Consider the following 19,080-nt stretch of genomic DNA (forward strand, 5'->3'; position numbering starts at 1 on the left):
AATAAAAGAGGGAAGTGTTAAAATTGAGAAAGCTTACGTTTTTAAGTGTCACCGTTCTCACCCTGGTTCTACTTAGTGCCTGTGCATCTGTAGGAAAAGGGATGGAAAAAGAACAAGAGACGACGGTTGAACAAGAACCAAAAGAGATAGAAGGTTCACAAGACAAAGAACAACAGCAAACGGACGACAACATATATCCTTTAACAGGACAAGCGATGGATGAAGTCAGTCATCATCGGGTCATTGGTGTAATGGTCAATAACCATACGAAGGCAAGGCCGCAGTCGGGCCTAAGCCAGGCAGATATCGTCTATGAAGTGTTGGCAGAAGGGCAGATCACACGCTTCCTCGCTTTGTTTCACAGCCGGATTCCTGATACAATTGGACCGGTAAGAAGCGCGAGGCCATACTATTTCGAAATCGCTTCGGCTTTTAATTCGGTTTATTTTTATCATGGAGCAGCAACAGCTATTAACCGTCAGATTGCAGCCAATGGTATTCATTATCTGGATGGATCGATGTATGACAACAATGGCTGGTTGTTTCAGCGATCTTCAGAGCGGTCAGCACCGCACAATTCCTATTTGATTACAGCAGGGCTGGATCAGGCGCTGACCAATAAAGAATATCCTCGGGACCATGAAATCGCTCCACTTCCATTTTCAAAAGAAAACCAGGTTATAAATGGAACGGATGCCAAGGATGTGACCATCACCTACTCCGGACATCCCGAAGAGGTCGTCACGTTCACCTATGATGAGGCGAGCGGCCAGTATTTGCGTTCGAGTGATGGAAAACCTTCATTTGATGCCGCCAATGAAGAACGTCTTGCTGTTGATAATGTAATGATCGTCGAAGCCGAACATCAAATCATCGATAGCAAAGGCCGGCGGGACATTGATTTAACATCCGGTGGAAAAGGGTATTTAATACAAAAAGGGAAAGTAAAAGAAATAACATGGAAAAATATCGATGGACGCATTTTGCCCTTTGACAATGAAGAGCCATTATCCTTTGTTCCAGGGCAGACGTGGGTAAATATCACTCCTAAGAATGCAGCCATCACTATTAACGATTAGAGGAGGACTGATGCTATGCAAATAGATAAACTACGAGGAAAAACACTTGACCAGCTTTTTGAAGCCATCTTATCCCTGCAAAATGTAGAAGAATGCTACGAGTTCTTTGATGACTTAGCGACAATGAATGAGGTGCAGTCACTCGCACAGCGTCTAGAAGTTGCACGGATGTTGAGAGAGGGCTACACGTATCATAAGATTGAGACGGAAACAGGAGCCTCAACGGCGACGATTTCCCGCGTGAAGCGCTGCTTGAACTATGGGAATGATGCCTACACGCTTGCACTTGATCGAGTGCAGGAAAAGAAAACTGAATAGGTTTGGGAAGGGCTGCCTCTCATTGAGCAGTCTTTTTTTGTTTGAGTCCGGGCTGACATAAAAGCCCCATGCCGCGTTTACTAATATAATTCACCTTCTAAGATGAGCTTGACAAGCATACGCTAGAAAAAACTTGTCTATCTTGAAGGGGATTTTTATAATGAAGTCCTTTCTTAAAAAAGGAATAGCGATTATTGCTGGAAGTCTGCTCTTGTCGCTCGGAATTAACTTTTTTCTAATCCCTGATCATGTGCTTGACGGCGGTATGATCGGACTTGGCCTCATCGCTAATTACGTATGGGGACTCAAAGTCGGCTTTACGATCATTTGCTTCAGCATACCAATATTTACGCTGGCGTGGTTCCATTATCGGGCTTATTTTTATAACAGTCTCCATGGACTGCTCGTTTCCTCTCTTTCGATCGATGTTTTGAGCGGTCTTCGCGACTATCACCTGGCACTCGATCCGGCGGTGAGTTCTATCCTGGGGGGAGCACTAGTGGGCGGTGGTATCGGATTAATGCTTCGGAATAAGACGAGCACGGGCGGTACAGACCTTCTCGCTCAGATGATATCCGATTGGCTGAAGATGAACGTCGGCTTTGTTATTTTTGCATTCGATTTATTAATCATAGGTGTAAGCGGCTACCTTTTTTCCACACAAACGCTCCTGCTGTCGACGATTACGATTTTGAGTGTTGCTCTGGTTACGATGCTGTGTACCTCTTCAAGGTTTCTTCATCATGCAACCCCTCACTAAAAACTGCTTTCTTTGGGAGGCGGTTTTTTTGCTGAAAAAGGAGATCGGGAACAATCACAATGAGTTAGGGAACAATACCCTCACGTTAAGTGACAAGCCAGACTAGCTAGGTAACAATTCTCTCTCCACACACGCCGCTAATCAAAAAACTTCATCAATTTTTATTGGTCGTATCCATTCATTCCATGTAGCAAAGTTTGCTATAATGAGTGAATGGATATCTGTTTTTTTGGAGGACAGAAATGGACAAATTGAACGAGTGGGATCATGTGTTTAAGCTTGATCCCAACAAAAAGATTAGCGACCACGACCTGCAGTCCGTTTGCGAATCAGGCACAGACGCGATCATTGTAGGTGGAACGGATGGAGTCACATTTGAAAATGTACATGATCTATGGGAACGGCTTGAGCCTTATGCGGTTCCTTGTCTAATGGAAATCTCGGATATAGAAGCAATCACCCCAGGGTTCGATGGTTACCTTATTCCGATTGTCCTGAACAGTCAGGACAAGAAGTGGATGCTGGATACCCAGCATCACGCAGTGAAAGAATATGGAGACATCATCGACTGGAAGAGCATGGCCACAGAGGGGTATTGCGTGTTGAATCCTGATGCAAAAGTGTTCCAGCATACTGATTGCTATCTACCCGATGACGAAGACGTTCTTGCATATGCACGTATAGCGGAGCATCTCTTCCAAATACCCATTTTTTACTTAGAATACAGCGGAACTTACGGGGATCCAAAGCTCGTTGAAAGGATTGCCGAAGAACTGAAACAAACCACATTGTTTTACGGCGGTGGCATCCAATCACCTGAGCAGGCTCGGGAAATGAGTGCTCATGCGGATGTGATCGTCGTCGGAAATATCATTTATGAAAATATACACGCCGCATTGGAAACGGTGCAGGCGGCAAAATCAACCTAAGGATGGTGGACCATGACACAAGCAATGAATCCTTTAGTAAAAGGTTTGAACGAACAGCAACGAAACGCAGTGATCCATACCGAAGGACCACTTTTGATTATGGCAGGGGCAGGAAGTGGTAAGACACGTGTACTTACTCACCGTATCGCTTACTTATTAAGTGAAAAAGATGTAGCGCCTCGGAACATTTTGGCAATTACATTTACAAATAAAGCCGCACGCGAAATGAAAGAGCGTGTCGAGAGCCTTGTAGGCAAGGACGGAGAAAAAATCTGGATGTCAACGTTTCACTCGATGTGCGTAAGAATTCTTCGTCGTGATATCGATCGTATCGGCTACGACAGAAACTTTTCTATTTTGGATTCCAGTGACCAGCTCTCTGTGATCAAGCAGGTGCTTAAGGAAATCAATCTTGACCCGAAAAAATGGGATCCACGCGCGATGTTAGGTGCGATCAGTAATGCGAAAAACGAATTAATGACAGCCGAAGACTATGCGAAGCAGGCTGGGAATATGCACGAAGAGCAGATTGCTGAAATTTACAAAGGCTACCAGAAGAAGCTGCGTAAAAACCAGTCGCTGGACTTTGATGATCTGATTATGCAGACGCTGTCTCTCTTCGACCGTGTTCCTGAAGTGCTTGAATACTATCAGCGCCGCTTTCAGTACATTCACGTTGATGAGTATCAAGATACGAACCATGCTCAGTACCAGCTAGTGAAGCACCTGGCGAGCCGCTATCAGAATCTGTGCGTTGTCGGTGATTCTGACCAGTCGATTTATGCATGGCGCGGGGCTGACATTCAGAACATCTTGAACTTTGAAAATGACTACCCGAATGCGAAAACCATTTTGCTTGAACAAAACTACCGTTCTACCGAGCTGATTCTGAACGCTGCAAATAACGTGATCGATAACAACTCAGGTCGTAAACCGAAGCGCCTGTGGACCGATAATAACGGTGGAGAGAAGATCCATTACTATCAAGCTGGTACGGAACGTGAGGAAGGTCTTTTTGTTACAGATAAAATTGAGGATCTTGTTCGTCAGGGCCGCTTCCAATACAAAGATGTAGCAATCCTTTACCGTACGAACGCCCAGTCCCGTACGATTGAGGAAACGTTCGTTAAAGCCGGTGTCCCTTACCAGATGATCGGCGGCACGAAGTTCTATGATCGGAAAGAAATTAAGGACATGCTTGCCTACTTGCGTTTGATTGCTAACCCAAACGACGACCTCAGCTTTCAGCGTGTTGTTAACGAACCGAAGCGCGGTGTTGGAAAAACGAGCATGGATAAAATGATGGCGTATGCTGCTGATCACGACATCTCGCTTTATGAAGCAGCAGCAGAAGTCGATTTTGTCGGCGTTAGTGCCAAAGCAGCGAAGTCCATCATGAACTTCCGTAAGATGATTCAAAACTGGACCCAGCAGCAGGAATTCATATCAGCAACTGACATGGTTCAGGAAGTCATCGATAAAACCGGATATGAAGAGATGCTCATGAATGAAAAGAGCATTGAAGCCCAAAGCCGCCTTGAAAATATTGAAGAATTTAAATCTGTTACGAAAAACTTTGAAGAGAACGCAGAAGACAAGACATTGATTGCATTTTTAACAGATCTTGCGTTGATTGCGGATATCGATTCTATGAATGAAGACCCTAGTAGTGACGACACCGTAACTTTGATGACGCTGCACTCTGCCAAAGGGCTTGAGTTCCCTGTTGTGTTCTTGATCGGAATGGAGGAGAGCGTCTTCCCGCATAGCCGTGCGCTTATGGACGATGAAGAATTGGAAGAGGAACGCCGCCTTGCTTATGTTGGAATTACTCGTGCGGAGAAGCAGCTGTTTATTACTCATGCGAAGATGCGTACGCTATATGGTCGTACGAATATGAACCCAATCAGCCGTTTTATTAACGAAATCCCTGAAGAACTCTTAGAAGGCAAAGAACAGAAAGAAGAGCTACCATTTTTCAATAAGAAAAAAGAAGCGTCTCCTTTCCAAAAACAACCACCTCGTCCGGAAAAACGGTCAGCGAAGAAAATCGAGAAGAACAAGGGTACTGGTGCGGAAAAAGCGAGCTGGCAGCCTGGCGACAAAGCTGTGCATAAAAAGTGGGGCGAAGGAACAGTTGTCAAAGTACAGGGTGAAGGAGATGCGATGGAGCTGGATATCGCCTTCCCGGCACCGACAGGTATCAAGCGTCTACTCGCCCGTTTTGCCCCGATTACGAAAGCGTAAGGATGTGGAAGGAAGATGAATGGATCTGAAGCAAAAGAGAGAATCGAGTCTCTGAAACAAGAGCTCGAGCAATACAATTATGAATACCACACGCTTGATAATCCAAGTGTTTCAGACTATGAATATGATAAGAAAATACGCGAGCTGATGGATTTAGAGGAGGAGTTTCCGGAGCTTCAGACGCCTGATTCTCCATCTCAGCGCGTCGGCGGGGCTCCACTTGAAGCTTTTGAAAAAGTCCAGCATATCATCCCAATGCTCAGTCTTGGAAATGCCTTTGATGATCAGGAGCTGCGCGATTTCGATCGCCGCGTACGTAATGGAACCGATGAAGACGTTAATTATGTCTGTGAGTTGAAAATCGATGGTCTCGCCGTATCTCTTCGTTATGAAGATGGCCTGTTCGTCCGTGGCGCCACTCGCGGTGACGGTACGACAGGTGAGGACATTACGAAAAACTTGAAGACGATTCGCAATATCCCTCTTCGTCTTAAGACACCAGAGACGCTTGAAGTTCGCGGAGAAGCGTATATGCCGAAACGTTCGTTTATGGCCTTGAATGAAGCGCGTGAAGCCAATGAGGATGAACCATTTGCAAACCCTCGTAATGCAGCCGCTGGTTCGCTGCGACAGCTTGATCCGAAGATCGCTGCTAAACGTAACCTTGATATCTTTTTATATGGGGTCGGCCAGTGGGAAGATGATCCAACTGACGCCCACAGCGAGCGCTTAGAAAAGTTAAAAGACCTTGGATTAAAAACAAATCCGGAATGGAAAAAGTGTAACGATATCGACGAAGTGATCGACTATGTTCATAGCTGGGTTGAACGCAGAGCGGACCTTGATTATGAAATTGACGGCATCGTTATTAAAGTTGATCGTCTCGATCAGCAGGAAACCCTGGGATTCACAGCGAAAAGCCCACGCTGGGCAACAGCTTACAAGTTTCCAGCCGAAGAAGCTGTGACGCACCTCCGTCGTATCGAGCTCAGCGTTGGTCGCACTGGAGTCGTAACACCGACTGCCATTCTTGATCCGGTGAAAGTCGCAGGTACAACCGTACAACGAGCATCACTTCATAACGAAGACCTGATTCGTGAAAAAGACATCCGCATTGGGGATACGGTTGTGATTAAAAAAGCGGGTGATATCATTCCGGAAGTTGTCCGAGTAATGGAAGATCAGCGTGAAGGTAACGAAGAGCCGTTTTCTATGCCTGAGACATGTCCTGAGTGTGACAGTAAACTCGTCCGTCTGGAAGAAGAAGTAGCACTAAGATGTATCAATCCGAACTGTCCGGCGCAGCTTCGTGAAGGGCTAATTCACTTTGTTTCAAGAAATGCGATGGATATTGAAGGACTAGGGGAAAAAGTGATTGCACAGCTTTTTCAGGAAAAACTCATCCATAACATTGCTGATCTTTACAAGCTTGAACGTGAACAGCTCTTGGAGCTTGAACGTATGGGTGAAAAATCGGTGCAGAATCTCCTGCAGGCCATCGAAGCTTCGAAAGAGAATTCGTTGGAGCGTCTGCTTTTCGGGCTCGGCGTCCGTTACGTCGGAACTAAAGCTGCGAATACTTTAGCCCGCGAATTTGAAACGATGGAGAACCTGCTCGAAGCGGATGCTGAAAGACTAGAAGCTATCCCGGAAATCGGAGAGAAGATGGCTGACTCTATAGCGCGTTACTTCGCTAAACCTCAGGTCATCCAGTTATTGGAAGAGCTGAATGAGCTCGGCTTGAACATGGAATATAAGGGACCGAAGAAGAGTGAACAGCCGGAGAATTCACCATTTAAAGACAAAACAATCGTACTTACTGGAAAGATGGAAAACTACAGCAGGTCAGAGGCAAAGAAAATGGTAGAGGAGCTCGGAGGCAAGGTAACAGGAAGTGTCAGTAAAAACACAGACCTTCTGATTGCTGGGGAAGACGCCGGTTCCAAATATACAAAAGCTTCTGATTTAGGTATTGAAATTTGGGATGAAGAAGAGTTTACGAAAGCTTTATCCAACTAGGGAGTGGAAAGACCATGAGGAAGCTGCACGCACTGTTGTTAAGTTCGTTGCTGTTTATAAGCGCGTGTACCCCGGTTTTTGACAATAGAGAAGAGGTCATTCAAGAAACGAAAGACGAAAATAGCAACCAGACAGCCATCGTCCCAAACTATACGATGTCAGAGGAAAATTATCGGATGATTTTAACGGAGAGCAGTCCCAAAGTAGCTAGGGCAAGAACGGTGACGACCAATCAAATGGGGAATCGAATGGATATTGCCGAATTCGAAAGTGGCCTTCGACGTCATTCAAAAGAATATTTCAGTCCAGAAGAGTACTTCTTCCAGCCTGGGCAGTTCCTTTCACAAGAAACACTTTTAAGCTGGCTATCTAGATACACGAAAAAAAATGAAGAAGGCTTGAACCCTGAATTGAATGAAGACGAAGCTTCTGAGGAGGAGTTTCGAGAAAACCCGAAATACATCTCCAATATCATTGAACAAGATTATCTTGTAAAAAAAGATAAGAAGGTCGTTGAAGTACAAGGTGTGACTATAGGCATTTCACTTCGTACAGTCTATAATTTCACGACTGAGGATCGAGATTATAAGGAAAATCACTCCACTGAAGAACTTTTGAAAAAAGGAAAAGCGTACGCCGGAGAAATTTTGACACGCCTTCGAGAACGTAAAGAATTGAAGGACGTACCGATCGTTTTTGCTCTTTATGAAGAGGAAGAGGCGAGGTCTAAGGTGCCAGGCAAATTTCTTAGCAAAACGTATGTGGATGGATCGGATAAAAAAATTAAAGATTGGAAGCCGATCAATGAGAAACACGTACTTTTCCCATCAAAAGAAGCAGAAAAAGACTATTTTGAGGATTCACAAATTTTTTCAGACTTCCGTAAAGAGGTCTCTGATTACTTCCCTAACTTTGTAGGCATGATTGGAAACGGATTTTACATGGATGACGAATTGCAGCAGGTATCTATTGATATCCCAATTCAGTTCCATTCGCAATCAGAAGTTGTTGGGTTCACTCAATATGTCTACAGCCTTGTTGTCGAAATGTTCCCTGAGCACTATTCCGTCGAGGTGAACATTAAAAGCATGGACCGACAAGAAAGTCTAATTGTGAAAAAGGCAGGAAAAGAAGAACCATTCGTCCACATATATGAATAAAATCTGATGCCGTATGGATATTAATATCCATACGGTTTTTTTAGGAAGTTTTTCATACGATCACTCAAATAAAGGGGGTAATCGTCGAAATTACCTTACAATCAACCATCCATTTACAGTAATTATTCAATTTCACTCTCGAATCGCTCAACGTCTATTTTTCGACAAGAAATGCAATGGAGAAATATAAGAAAGTAAATTAGATTATGAGAACGATATCAGAGTGAAATCGCAAAATTTAGGGACATTTGACCCTAAATCAACGAATTTAGGATGAAAGAATTTGAACTGGCGAGATGGTTACGATAAAATTATGAATGGAAACGCTTGATGTGGTAATTTTCGAAAAATTACGTGGCGTATAACCTCATTTACTTTCAAGGAGGCGGTTTAGCATGGTAGTACCTTACAAACATGAACCATTTACCGATTTTAGCGTGGATGAAAATCGTAGAGCTTTAGAAGCTGCGATTAAACAGGTTGAGTCTGACTTAGGCAAAGACTATCCGTTAATTATCGGTGGAGAGCGGATCATGACTGATAACAAGATTAAAGTCGTGAATCCAGCAAATAAGAAAGAAGTTATTGGTTATGTTTCAAAAGCGAATCAGGATTTGGCTGAGAAAGCTCACCGAATCGCAGACGAAACGTTCGACTGGTGGCGTAAGACCAAAGCCCAGTTCCGTGCGGACATATTGTTCCGTGCTGCAGCGATCGTCCGCCGTCGTAGGCATGAATTCACTGCGCATCTAGTTAAAGAAGGCGGAAAGCCCTGGAAAGAAGCAGATGCAGATACAGCTGAAGCTATTGATTTTATGGAGTTTTACGGACGTCAGATGCTTGAGATTGATAAGGGCGTAGAAATCAACTCACGTCCAATCGAAAATAACCGTTTCCACTACATTCCGCTCGGTGTCGGAGTTGTCATTTCTCCATGGAACTTCCTCTTCGCCATCATGTGCGGAACGACGGTTGCGGCCATGGTTTCCGGAAACACCGTATTACTTAAACCAGCAAGTGCAACACCGATTATCGCTTATAAGATGATGGAAGTGCTTGAAGAAGCAGGTCTTCCTAAAGGTGTTATCAATTATATTCCAGGAAGCGGGAAAGAAGTGGGAGACTACCTCGTTGACCATCCACGCACTCGTTTTGTAAGCTTCACTGGATCCCGTGAGGTTGGAACACGCATTTTCGAACGTGCGGCGAAAGTTCATGAAGGTCAGAAATGGCTAAAGCGCACGATTATCGAAATGGGCGGTAAGGATACTATCGTCGTTGATAAAGATTCCGACCTTGAACTAGCTGCAGATGCTATTACGTATTCTGCTTTCGGTTTCTCCGGTCAAAAATGTTCGGCTTGCTCCCGTGTCGTAGCGCATGAGGAAGTATATGACGAGCTTCTTGATCGTGTTGTTCACAAGACGAAAGAACACGTCAATTACGGTGATCCTACAGACATCAGCCATTACATGGGGCCGGTAATCGACCAAGGTGCCTATGACAAGATTATGGACTACATTAAAATCGGTAAAGAAGAAGGTAAGCTAATGGCTGGAGGAAAAGGCGACGACAGTAAAGGTTGGTTTATTGAGCCGACTGTCTTTGCTGACCTTGCCCCTGATGCAACAATTATGCAAGAAGAAATTTTTGGACCAGTCTTGGCTTTTACTAAAGCGAAGTCATTCGATGAAGCTTTGGAAATCGCGAACAATACGGAATATGGTCTGACAGGTGCGGTCATCTCCAATAACCGTGCCCATATTGAAAAAGCGCGCGAAGATTTCCACGTTGGAAACCTTTACTTCAATCGCGGATGTACAGCGGCTATCGTAGGTTACCATCCATTTGGCGGCTTCAACATGTCTGGAACCGACTCCAAAGCGGGTGGGCCGGATTACTTGATTCACCACATGCAAGGGAAAACAACGTCTGAAATGCTATAATAGAAAAAAATTAAATAATCCCCTTTCTTACTTTGAAAGAGAGGGGATTATTTTTTTCATTCCGTACATAATAAAAAAGCAAATCAAAGGAGAAAATCTTCCAAATTTGCTTTTTGTCAAAAAAAATTCAAAAAAATTTTGTGAATGTTTATAGTCGATATGACTTATATACGTATTTTTATACAGTATATATGTATATAAATACACATTCGACTGAAACACACAATTTTTGCAATGTTCTAACAAATATAATATGATATGGTTGTACCTGTGTTTGGATTTTTAAGCTTCTATGACTTAAGAACCATATGTCGGCACGAATGCATAGGAGTGCATAACAAAAAGATTAGAGGAGGTGGGAGAGTGTTTGAACTAGCCACAACAGCAACAACAATTCAAGGGGCTACATGGTTCTGGTTGTTTGTCCCAATGCCAATTTTAATCATTCTATCAATTATTACACTATTCACTGAGAGGAGCGAATAACAAAACATGAGTACTGCAACGTTAATTACGTTTATAGTTTATCTGATTGGTATGCTAGGGATCGGTTTTGCAGCATACCGTTTAACAAGTGATTTATCCGATTATGTATTAGGTGGTCGTCGATTAGGTCCAGGAGTTGCCGCGTTATCCGCAGGTGCCTCTGACATGAGTGGCTGGTTGCTATTAGGTTTGCCAGGTGCTATTTACGCGGGAGGATTGTCCGCAGCTTGGATTGGTGTAGGTCTTGCTATTGGTGCTTACTTAAACTGGCAATTCGTGGCGCGTCGTCTACGTGTGTTCACTGAAGTGGCCAATGATTCAATCACGGTTCCGGACTATTTAGAGAACCGCTTCCGTGACCACTCCCATATCTTACGTGTCATCTCTGCATTTGTAATTCTTTTATTCTTCACTTTCTACACGTCTTCCGGTATGGTTGCCGGCGCGAAGCTGTTTGAAGCATCCTTTGAATTGAGTTACACTCAAGCTCTTTGGATTGGTGCAATTGTAACCATTTCTTATACGTTCCTAGGAGGATTCCTAGCTGTAAGTTGGACAGACTTTGTTCAAGGTATTCTAATGTTCTTCGCATTAATTGCTGTACCAATTGTAGCTGTAACTGAGTTAGGCGGTTGGGGCAACGCTGTAGATGCTGTTGCTCAAATTGACCCGACTTACTTGAACATGGTTCAAGGTGTAGGTGCCCTTGCTATTCTTTCATCTCTTGCATGGGGACTTGGTTACTTCGGTCAACCGCACATCCTTGTACGTTTTATGGCGCTACGTTCACCTAAAGATGTACCGAAAGCACGCTTCATTGGTATCGGCTGGATGATTCTTGGTCTTTACGGAGCGATTTTCACAGGTCTATTCGGTCTTGCGTTTATTAACACTCAAGACGTTAATACACTTGGCAGCTTTAATGCTGAAATCATTACTGAAGGCGGCATCCAAATGCTTGCCGACTCTGAGAAGATTTTCATTACCTTCTCACAAATCTTATTCCATCCGGTAATTGCAGGTATCTTACTTGCAGCGATCCTTTCTGCAATTATGAGTACGATTGACTCTCAGCTACTTGTATCTTCTTCTGCGCTAGCTGAGGACTTCTATAAAGCCATTTTCCGTAAGAACGCTTCTGAGCGTGAATTGGTATGGGTCGGTCGTTTCGCAGTTGCTGCTATCGCATTGATTGCGGTATTACTTGCAGGTAACCCGGACAGCACGGTACTTGGACTTGTATCTTACGCTTGGGCAGGATTCGGAGCCGCATTCGGTCCGATCATCATCTTGTCCCTATTCTGGAAAGGTATCACCCGTAACGGTGCGTTGGCTGGTATCATCGTAGGTGCCGTAACCGTTGTCGTATGGGCTGACTTCCTGAGCGGCGGAATTTTCGATCTTTATGAAATCGTACCTGGTTTCTTACTGAATACGATTGTTACAATAATCGTAAGTAAGATGGGTACACCGCCAAAAGAAATTGTTGAAGAGTTCGAAAAAGCGAAAACTCTATAATAAGTTAAGGAATGAAGAATCTCCGGTTCGCCGGAGGTTCTTTTTTTTGCCCTTAGAGGGACGGTACCCTGCTAATTTTGTGATAAACGTAAAAATGGTAGCGCTTTCTTTTGTGGTGTATGTAAAAACAGAGTTCTTACTGAGAGGGAAAGTGCCTTAACGATGAGGCAAAGTGTCCTAACGTGAAAGGAAAGTGCCCTAACGGTGAAATAAAGCGCCCTAACGTGATAGAAAAGTGTCCTAACACTCAAATAAAGCTCCTTAACTCGAAAGAAAGCCAGCCCACTAATTCCTCCCCAAGATAAGACAGCCCCCGTCTGGATATGTTAAGATAGGGAGGGTGAAAAAACGTACGTTGATTATTGATTCAGATATTTGGTATGATCATATATTATGTGAGATCGAAATGGAGGTCGCATTATGTCCAGAATTAGTAAAGACGAAGTGAAGCACGTTGCCAACCTGGCACGCCTTGCTATCACAGAAGAAGAAGCAGATATGTTCACGAAACAGCTTGATGACATCATCACGTATGCTGAGCAGCTGAACGAATTAGATACAGAAGGTGTTGAACCGACGACACACGTTCTTGATTTGAAAAATGTTCTTCGCAAAGACGAGCCGAAGCGATGGATTTCAAAAGAAGAAGCACTTAAAAACGCACCAGATCAACAGGATGGTCAATTCAAAGTACCATCTGTATTGGAATAAGGAGGTTCGATGATGTCTTTATTTGAGTACTCGTTACGTGAGCTTCAAGAGAAGCTACATAGCAAAGAAATTACAGTTACAGAGTTAGTTGAGGAATCATACAAACGCATCAATGAAGTTGATGATCAAGTTAAAGCATTCCTGACCTTGAACGAAGAAGCAGCTAGAGCCCAGGCCGCTTACCTTGATAAACAGCAAGGGGAAGAAGACGCACCGCTATTCGGTCTTCCGATCGGTGTCAAAGACAATATCGTAACCAAAGGCTTGCGCACGACTGCCGGAAGTCAGATTCTCGATAACTTTGAGGATCCACTTTATGATGCTACTGTTGTAAATAAATTAAATGACGCGAAGTCCATCACAATTGGTAAACTTAACATGGACGAGTTTGCGATGGGTTCTTCCAACGAAAACTCAAGCTATGACGCTGTTCGTAACCCTTGGAACACAGACTACGTTCCAGGCGGATCCAGCGGTGGTTCTGCAGCAGCAGTTGCAGCAGGAGAGGTACCTTATTCTCTTGGTTCTGATACTGGCGGATCGATTCGCCAACCAGCGGCTTACTGCGGTGTTGTAGGTTTGAAGCCGACATACGGCCGTGTCTCCCGTTTTGGTCTAATTGCATTCGCATCTTCTTTAGATCAAATCGGTCCAATCACACGTAACGTTGAAGACAACGCGTTCCTTCTAGAAACGATCGCGGGTCACGACGAAATGGACTCAACTTCTGCAAATGTTGAAGTTCCAAAGTACACGGAGTCTCTTACTGGTGATGTAAAAGGCTTAAAGATCGCTGTACCGAAGGAATACCTTGCAGAAGGGGTTTCTGCTGAAGTGAAAGAAGCTGTTCAGACTGCTTTGAAAAAATATGAAGAGCTTGGCGCAACGTGGGAAGAAGTTTCTCTTCCACACTCTAAATATGCTCTTTCCACATATTACTTGATTGCGTCTTCAGAAGCGTCTGCTAACCTGGCACGTTTTGACGGTGTCCGTTACGGTAAGCGTGCAGAGGACGTTGAGTCTATGCTGGATATGTTCAAGCGTTCCCGCGCAGAAGGCTTTGGTGATGAAGTGAAGCGCCGGATTATGCTTGGAACATTTGCTCTAAGTTCCGGATACTACGATGCTTATTACAAAAAAGCTCAGCAAGTGCGTACATTAATCAAGAACGACTTTGAAAAAGTATTTGCTGACTATGACGTCATCATTGGCCCAACGACTCCGACACCAGCCTTTAAAGTCGGCGACAAAGTGGACGACCCAATGACGATGTATGCAAACGATATTCTGACGATCCCTGTTAACCTTGCAGGCGTACCTGGAATTTCCGTACCATGTGGATTCTCTGGTGACGGACTTCCAATCGGTTTGCAGATCATCGGGAAACACTTCGATGAAGGAACCGTCTACCGTACGGCTCACGCCTTCGAACAGGCAACAGAATTCCATAAACAACGCCCGTCTCTTGGAGGTGCGCACTCATGAACTTTGAAACGATCATAGGACTTGAAGTCCACGTTGAATTAAAAACGAACTCGAAAATTTTCAGTCCTTCACCGAACATGTTTGGTGATGAGCCAAATAGCAACGTCAACCCAATCGACCTTGGGTACCCAGGCGTTCTTCCTGTTTTGAACGAGGAAGCCGTTAACTTCGCTATGAAAGCGGCGATGGCCCTGAACTGTGAAATCGCAACAGACACGAAGTTCGACCGAAAAAACTATTTCTACCCGGATAACCCGAAAGCTTACCAGATCTCTCAATTTGATAAGCCAATCGGAGAAAACGGCTATATCGACATCGAAGTTGATGGGGTGAAAAAGCGAATCGGCATCACACGTCTTCACATGGAGGAAGACGCTGGAAAGCTGACCCACAGTGATGACGGCTATTCGCTTGTCGACTACAACCGTCAGGGTACTCCGCTTGTTGAAATCGTATCCGAGCCGGATATCCGCTCGCCAAAAGAAGCGTACGCGTACTTGGAAGCCTTGAAGAATATTATCCAGTACACAGGCGTATCTGACTGTAAGATGGAGGAGGGCTCCCTTCGTTGTGACGCCAACCTTTCTCTACGTCCGATCGGTCAGGAAGAATTCGGTACGAAGACCGAGCTTAAGAACTTGAACTCCTTCTCCTTTGTACAGAAAGGACTGGAGTTCGAAGAGAAGCGTCAGCGTGCAGAACTGCTTTCCGGTGGAGTAATCGGGCAGGAAACTCGCCGTTATGATGAGCAGACGAAAGAAACGATCCTGATGCGTGTCAAAGAAGGTTCTGACGATTACCGCTACTTCCCAGAGCCGGACCTTGTACCTCTTCACATTGATGAAGCTTGGAAACAGCGTATCTATGATCAGATTCCAGAGCTTCCGGATGCACGTAAGAAGCGTTATATCGAAGAACTTGAATTGCCTGAGTACGACGCCATGGTGCTTACGAACAACAAGGAGCTATCCGACTTCTTCGAAGAAACCATTGCGGCAGGCGGTGACATTAAACAGTCTTCTAACTGGCTGATGGGTGAAGTTTCTGCGTACATGAACAAGCACTATAAAGAGCTTCATGAGCTTGAATTGACACCAGAATCACTGGCTAAAATGATCAAGCTGATCGAAGACGGGACGATTTCTTCTAAGATTGCGAAGAAAGTATTTACAGAGCTTGTTGAAAAAGGCGGCGACCCAGAGAAAATCGTCAAAGAGAAAGGACTCGTCCAAATCTCTGACGAAGGTCAGTTGACGGAAATCGTCGTTGGCATCATGGATAACAATCCACAGTCAATTGAAGATTATAAGAACGGAAAAGATAAAGCGCTCGGCTTCTTAGTTGGTCAGGTCATGAAAGAGACCAAAGGTCAAGCCAATCCACCAATGGTTAACAAAATCATTTTGGCAGAAATGGAAAAGCGCTAATTACCATATGAACAGAGAAAGCGGAAGCACGCACGATTTTGACCGTGCGTGTTTTCGTATGAGTGGAGACAACCCATCATATACTATAAAAAGTGTTTTCAAATTCAGGAAAAAGAGCTATGATGTAATGTGGAACATGCCTGGATGAGGGGGTTAAAGAATGAAACGGGCCAGAATTATATACAACCCGACCTCTGGACGAGAAGTGATCCGGAAGGTTTTACCCGATATCTTACAGCGCTTCGAACAAAGTGGTTACGAAACATCAACACATGCGACAACGTGTGCAGGAGATGCCGCACAAGCAGCCAAATATGCCGTTGAACGGGAATTCGACGTCGTCGTCGCTGCAGGCGGGGATGGAACCATTAACGAAGTGATCAATGGAATTGCCGAACAGGACCACAAACCAAAACTCGGCGTCATTCCAGTCGGAACAACTAACGATTTCGCACGTGCCCTTAGCATACCGCGAAACATTCATAAAGCCGTCGATATTATTTTGGAAGGGTACACCCACCCACTCGATATCGGCCGCGTAAACGACCAATATTTCATGAACATTGCCGGGGGCGGAAAAATCACTGAGGTTTCCTACGAGGTCCCAAGTAAATTAAAAACGATGATCGGCCAGCTTGCTTATTATCTGAAAGGGATTGAGATGCTGCCATCAATCCGTCCGACCTACGTCGAAATGGAATATGACGGTAAGTGGTATGAAGGCGAGATCATGTTATTCCTCGTCTCCAACACCAATTCAGTCGGTGGCCTTGAGAAGCTAGCTCCAGCTGCTCGAATGGACGATGGACTATTTGACCTAATGATCATCGAAAAAATGAACATTGCTGAATTCGTCCGCCTTGCTACACTTGCCATACAAGGTAACCATCTGACTCATCCGAAGTTCATTCACACGACAGCCAGTCGCGTAAAAGTGAAGACGGAAGAGAAAATGCAGCTAAATATTGACGGGGAATTTGGCGGATTATTGCCCGGGGAATTTGTCAATTTGTATCGCCATATTGACTTCTTTGTACCAGAAGAGAAGTTTTATGAAGAAAAATAAGGGAGAGCGCTGCTGTTTTTAGCGGCGCTTTTTCTGTGTTTAGAGGGGACTGCTGAGGAGATGTGCCAAGTAGAAGAGAGTTTGCAAAGGCTTATGGTTTGCTTGTACTCATTTGGAACATTCTTGCGCCATTTGGCGTAAAGTTTGCACCAATTCCGGCATAGTTTTCGTCAATTCCTCAAAATTTTGCACCAATCGCCACCCGATATATGTGATACAGTCTCATAGACGTGCGAGTCGCTTTCATATTGTGATAAACTACAAAGACAGAGTACATTGAAAAGGACGGATGAATCATGGCGAAACCAAAACCGCCTGTACAGAAAAACCAAACGATTGAACTGACATTCGAAGATTTGACTCACGAAGGCAATGGGGTAGGGAAAGTCGATGGCTATCCGCTTTTCGTACCGTATGGCCTTCCTGGTGAGCAAGCAACCGTAAAAGTCATCAAAGTGAAGAAAAACTTCGGCTTTGGCAAATTGCTTGAAGTGAAAGAGGCTAGTGACGACCGTGTGGAACCGCCTTGTGACGTATTTTATCAATGCGGAGGCTGCCAACTGCAGCACATGAGTTATAAAATGCAGCTACAGATGAAGCACAAGCAAGTAAAAGATGCGATGAAAAAAATCGGCCATCTTGAACACGTACCGGTACACGATACGGTTGGTATGGATGATCCTTGGCGCTACCGAAACAAGGTTCAGATTCCTGTCGGTGAAAAAGAAGACGGGGAACTAATGACCGGCTTTTATCAAAAACGCAGCCATAACATCATTGATATGGACACTTGTTTGATACAGGATGAAATGAATGACCGCATGGTGGAAGCGGTTCGCCGTATCGCTTCAAAGCTTGGTATATCAGCGTATGATGAACAGACACATCGCGGCACGATACGACATATTATGGTGCGCACAGGTCAAAATACAAAGGACATCATGGTTGTCATCGTAACGAAAACGAAAAAGCTCCCGCATAAAGAGAAGCTGATCGATGAGATTCGCGATGCCTATCCAAATGTAAAATCGATCGTTCATAACGTTAATCATGCTAAAACTAATGTGATTTTAGGAAAAGAAACGAACGTCATTTACGGTGACGAGTATATTTACGATACAATAGGCGATATCAAATTTATGATCTCTCCTAAATCGTTCTATCAGATCAACCCGACCCAGACTAAAAAACTCTATGATCAAGCATTGGAATACGCTGATCTTAGAGGTGGCGAAACGGTTATTGACGCGTATTGCGGCATCGGCACCATATCGCTTTTCCTGGCGCAAAAAGCGAAGAAAGTTTATGGAGTGGAGATTGTCCCTGAAGCTGTTACCGATGCGAAGAAGAATGCCCGGCTGAATAAAATGGAGAACGCCGAGTTCTATGTAGGACAAGCAGAAGAGCTTATGCCATGGTGGCGCAACCAGGGTCTGCGTCCAGACGTTATCGTTGTTGACCCTCCACGCAAAGGCTGTGATAAAGAGCTCTTAAAAGCTATGGTCGATATGGAACCGGAGCGTATCGTTTACGTATCGTGTAATCCATCAACTTTAGCGCGTGATTTACGAGTGCTTGAGGATGGAGGTTATGAGACGAAAGAAGTTCAACCTGTTGATATGTTCCCGCAGACAATGCACGTGGAGTGTGTGACATGGTTGGAGAAGAAAGAAAAATAAATCCCAATGGTATTTCCAAAGGCAGGTTCTCGAATGGAAGCGAACAAAAAGTGGTTATCATTACCTCAAAATTTCAGAAAGAAACTCATAGCAAACGTTCGTTGCACCACTTGTAATGATATGGTCACCATTACAGACTTCATTATCGTCGATCACCCTGTGGGAGTTATGTTGGATGGTAAATGCAACGACTGTGGAAACAAAGCAGTAAGAGTAGTAGAGATGGAAGAATAAAGGTTTTTATGAAGTG

At 44.4% G+C, this 19,080-nt stretch carries 16 protein-coding genes; all 16 read left to right on the top strand.

Annotation, left to right across the window (positions count from 1 at the left end):
- Nucleotides 1-23 precede the first annotated feature (23 nt).
- The 16 genes from ACRYKC_RS05835 (at nucleotide 24) to ACRYKC_RS05910 (ending at nucleotide 19,064) form a co-directional block, all read left to right on the top strand.
- Nucleotides 24-1,079 carry a DUF3048 domain-containing protein gene (locus tag ACRYKC_RS05835; protein ID WP_433805799.1) on the top strand — a complete coding sequence of 352 codons (1,056 nt, stop codon included), beginning with the start codon at nucleotides 24-26 and terminating at the stop codon, nucleotides 1,077-1,079.
- A gap of 15 nt (nucleotides 1,080-1,094) precedes the next feature.
- On the top strand, nucleotides 1,095-1,397 hold the full coding sequence (locus ACRYKC_RS05840; protein ID WP_433805800.1) for a YerC/YecD family TrpR-related protein: 303 nt from the start codon (nucleotides 1,095-1,097) through the stop codon (nucleotides 1,395-1,397).
- Between the two features lie 160 nt (nucleotides 1,398-1,557).
- Nucleotides 1,558-2,157 (top strand): YitT family protein, encoded by a 600-nt coding sequence (locus ACRYKC_RS05845; RefSeq protein ID WP_433805801.1) that lies wholly within the window; start codon nucleotides 1,558-1,560, stop codon nucleotides 2,155-2,157.
- A gap of 242 nt (nucleotides 2,158-2,399) precedes the next feature.
- Nucleotides 2,400-3,086: a heptaprenylglyceryl phosphate synthase gene (gene pcrB, locus ACRYKC_RS05850; protein WP_433805802.1), complete on the top strand. Its 687-nt coding sequence runs from the start codon at nucleotides 2,400-2,402 to the stop codon at nucleotides 3,084-3,086.
- 12 nt (nucleotides 3,087-3,098) lie between these two features.
- Nucleotides 3,099-5,333 carry a DNA helicase PcrA gene (gene pcrA, locus ACRYKC_RS05855; RefSeq protein WP_433805803.1) on the top strand — a complete coding sequence of 745 codons (2,235 nt, stop codon included), beginning with the start codon at nucleotides 3,099-3,101 and terminating at the stop codon, nucleotides 5,331-5,333.
- A gap of 15 nt (nucleotides 5,334-5,348) precedes the next feature.
- Entirely contained in the window at nucleotides 5,349-7,352 is a 2,004-nt protein-coding gene (gene ligA / locus ACRYKC_RS05860) for an NAD-dependent DNA ligase LigA (RefSeq protein ID WP_433805804.1), read from the top strand.
- Between the two features lie 14 nt (nucleotides 7,353-7,366).
- Entirely contained in the window at nucleotides 7,367-8,512 is a 1,146-nt protein-coding gene (locus tag ACRYKC_RS05865) for a CamS family sex pheromone protein (protein WP_433805805.1), read from the top strand.
- Nucleotides 8,513-8,907: 395 nt separating this feature from the next.
- Nucleotides 8,908-10,458, top strand: a complete 1,551-nt coding sequence (gene pruA, locus ACRYKC_RS05870) for an L-glutamate gamma-semialdehyde dehydrogenase (protein WP_433805806.1) — start codon at nucleotides 8,908-8,910, stop codon at nucleotides 10,456-10,458.
- A 363-nt stretch (nucleotides 10,459-10,821) separates the two neighbouring features.
- A complete protein-coding gene (locus ACRYKC_RS05875; protein ID WP_433805807.1) occupies nucleotides 10,822-10,944 on the top strand; it encodes a hypothetical protein in 123 nt (40 codons plus the stop codon).
- A gap of 6 nt (nucleotides 10,945-10,950) precedes the next feature.
- Nucleotides 10,951-12,462, top strand: a complete 1,512-nt coding sequence (putP, locus tag ACRYKC_RS05880) for a sodium/proline symporter PutP (protein WP_433805808.1) — start codon at nucleotides 10,951-10,953, stop codon at nucleotides 12,460-12,462.
- 420 nt (nucleotides 12,463-12,882) lie between these two features.
- Nucleotides 12,883-13,173, top strand: a complete 291-nt coding sequence (gene gatC / locus ACRYKC_RS05885; protein WP_085031032.1) for an Asp-tRNA(Asn)/Glu-tRNA(Gln) amidotransferase subunit GatC — start codon at nucleotides 12,883-12,885, stop codon at nucleotides 13,171-13,173.
- 12 nt (nucleotides 13,174-13,185) lie between these two features.
- Nucleotides 13,186-14,658, top strand: coding sequence for an Asp-tRNA(Asn)/Glu-tRNA(Gln) amidotransferase subunit GatA (gene gatA / locus ACRYKC_RS05890; protein ID WP_433805809.1), 1,473 nt, complete (start codon nucleotides 13,186-13,188; stop codon nucleotides 14,656-14,658).
- Nucleotides 14,655-16,085 carry an Asp-tRNA(Asn)/Glu-tRNA(Gln) amidotransferase subunit GatB gene (gatB, locus tag ACRYKC_RS05895; protein WP_433805810.1) on the top strand — a complete coding sequence of 477 codons (1,431 nt, stop codon included), beginning with the start codon at nucleotides 14,655-14,657 and terminating at the stop codon, nucleotides 16,083-16,085. Before gatA ends, gatB begins: the two co-directional genes overlap by 4 nt.
- A 160-nt stretch (nucleotides 16,086-16,245) precedes the next feature.
- On the top strand, nucleotides 16,246-17,151 hold the full coding sequence (locus ACRYKC_RS05900; RefSeq protein ID WP_433805811.1) for a diacylglycerol kinase: 906 nt from the start codon (nucleotides 16,246-16,248) through the stop codon (nucleotides 17,149-17,151).
- A 296-nt stretch (nucleotides 17,152-17,447) separates the two neighbouring features.
- Nucleotides 17,448-18,830, top strand: a complete 1,383-nt coding sequence (rlmD, locus tag ACRYKC_RS05905; RefSeq protein WP_433805812.1) for a 23S rRNA (uracil(1939)-C(5))-methyltransferase RlmD — start codon at nucleotides 17,448-17,450, stop codon at nucleotides 18,828-18,830.
- A gap of 6 nt (nucleotides 18,831-18,836) precedes the next feature.
- A complete protein-coding gene (locus tag ACRYKC_RS05910; RefSeq protein WP_433805813.1) occupies nucleotides 18,837-19,064 on the top strand; it encodes a hypothetical protein in 228 nt (75 codons plus the stop codon).
- Nucleotides 19,065-19,080: the final 16 nt, after the last annotated feature.

Origin of the sequence: Halobacillus sp. A1-3, assembly GCF_050971765.1 — a bacterium.
Lineage (GTDB): Bacteria > Bacillota > Bacilli > Bacillales > Halobacillaceae > Halobacillus > Halobacillus mangrovi_B.

Coding starts and splice junctions, on each gene's coding strand:
- ligA (WP_433805804.1), top strand. CDS start 5,349: ATGAATGGATCTGAAGCAAAAGAGAGAATCGAGTCTCTGAAACAAGAG.
- putP (WP_433805808.1), top strand. CDS start 10,951: ATGAGTACTGCAACGTTAATTACGTTTATAGTTTATCTGATTGGTATG.
- ACRYKC_RS05865 (WP_433805805.1), top strand. CDS start 7,367: ATGAGGAAGCTGCACGCACTGTTGTTAAGTTCGTTGCTGTTTATAAGC.
- gatB (WP_433805810.1), top strand. CDS start 14,655: ATGAACTTTGAAACGATCATAGGACTTGAAGTCCACGTTGAATTAAAA.
- ACRYKC_RS05845 (WP_433805801.1), top strand. CDS start 1,558: ATGAAGTCCTTTCTTAAAAAAGGAATAGCGATTATTGCTGGAAGTCTG.
- gatA (WP_433805809.1), top strand. CDS start 13,186: ATGTCTTTATTTGAGTACTCGTTACGTGAGCTTCAAGAGAAGCTACAT.
- gatC (WP_085031032.1), top strand. CDS start 12,883: ATGTCCAGAATTAGTAAAGACGAAGTGAAGCACGTTGCCAACCTGGCA.
- rlmD (WP_433805812.1), top strand. CDS start 17,448: ATGGCGAAACCAAAACCGCCTGTACAGAAAAACCAAACGATTGAACTG.
- pcrA (WP_433805803.1), top strand. CDS start 3,099: ATGACACAAGCAATGAATCCTTTAGTAAAAGGTTTGAACGAACAGCAA.
- ACRYKC_RS05910 (WP_433805813.1), top strand. CDS start 18,837: ATGGTATTTCCAAAGGCAGGTTCTCGAATGGAAGCGAACAAAAAGTGG.
- ACRYKC_RS05840 (WP_433805800.1), top strand. CDS start 1,095: ATGCAAATAGATAAACTACGAGGAAAAACACTTGACCAGCTTTTTGAA.
- pcrB (WP_433805802.1), top strand. CDS start 2,400: ATGGACAAATTGAACGAGTGGGATCATGTGTTTAAGCTTGATCCCAAC.
- pruA (WP_433805806.1), top strand. CDS start 8,908: ATGGTAGTACCTTACAAACATGAACCATTTACCGATTTTAGCGTGGAT.
- ACRYKC_RS05900 (WP_433805811.1), top strand. CDS start 16,246: ATGAAACGGGCCAGAATTATATACAACCCGACCTCTGGACGAGAAGTG.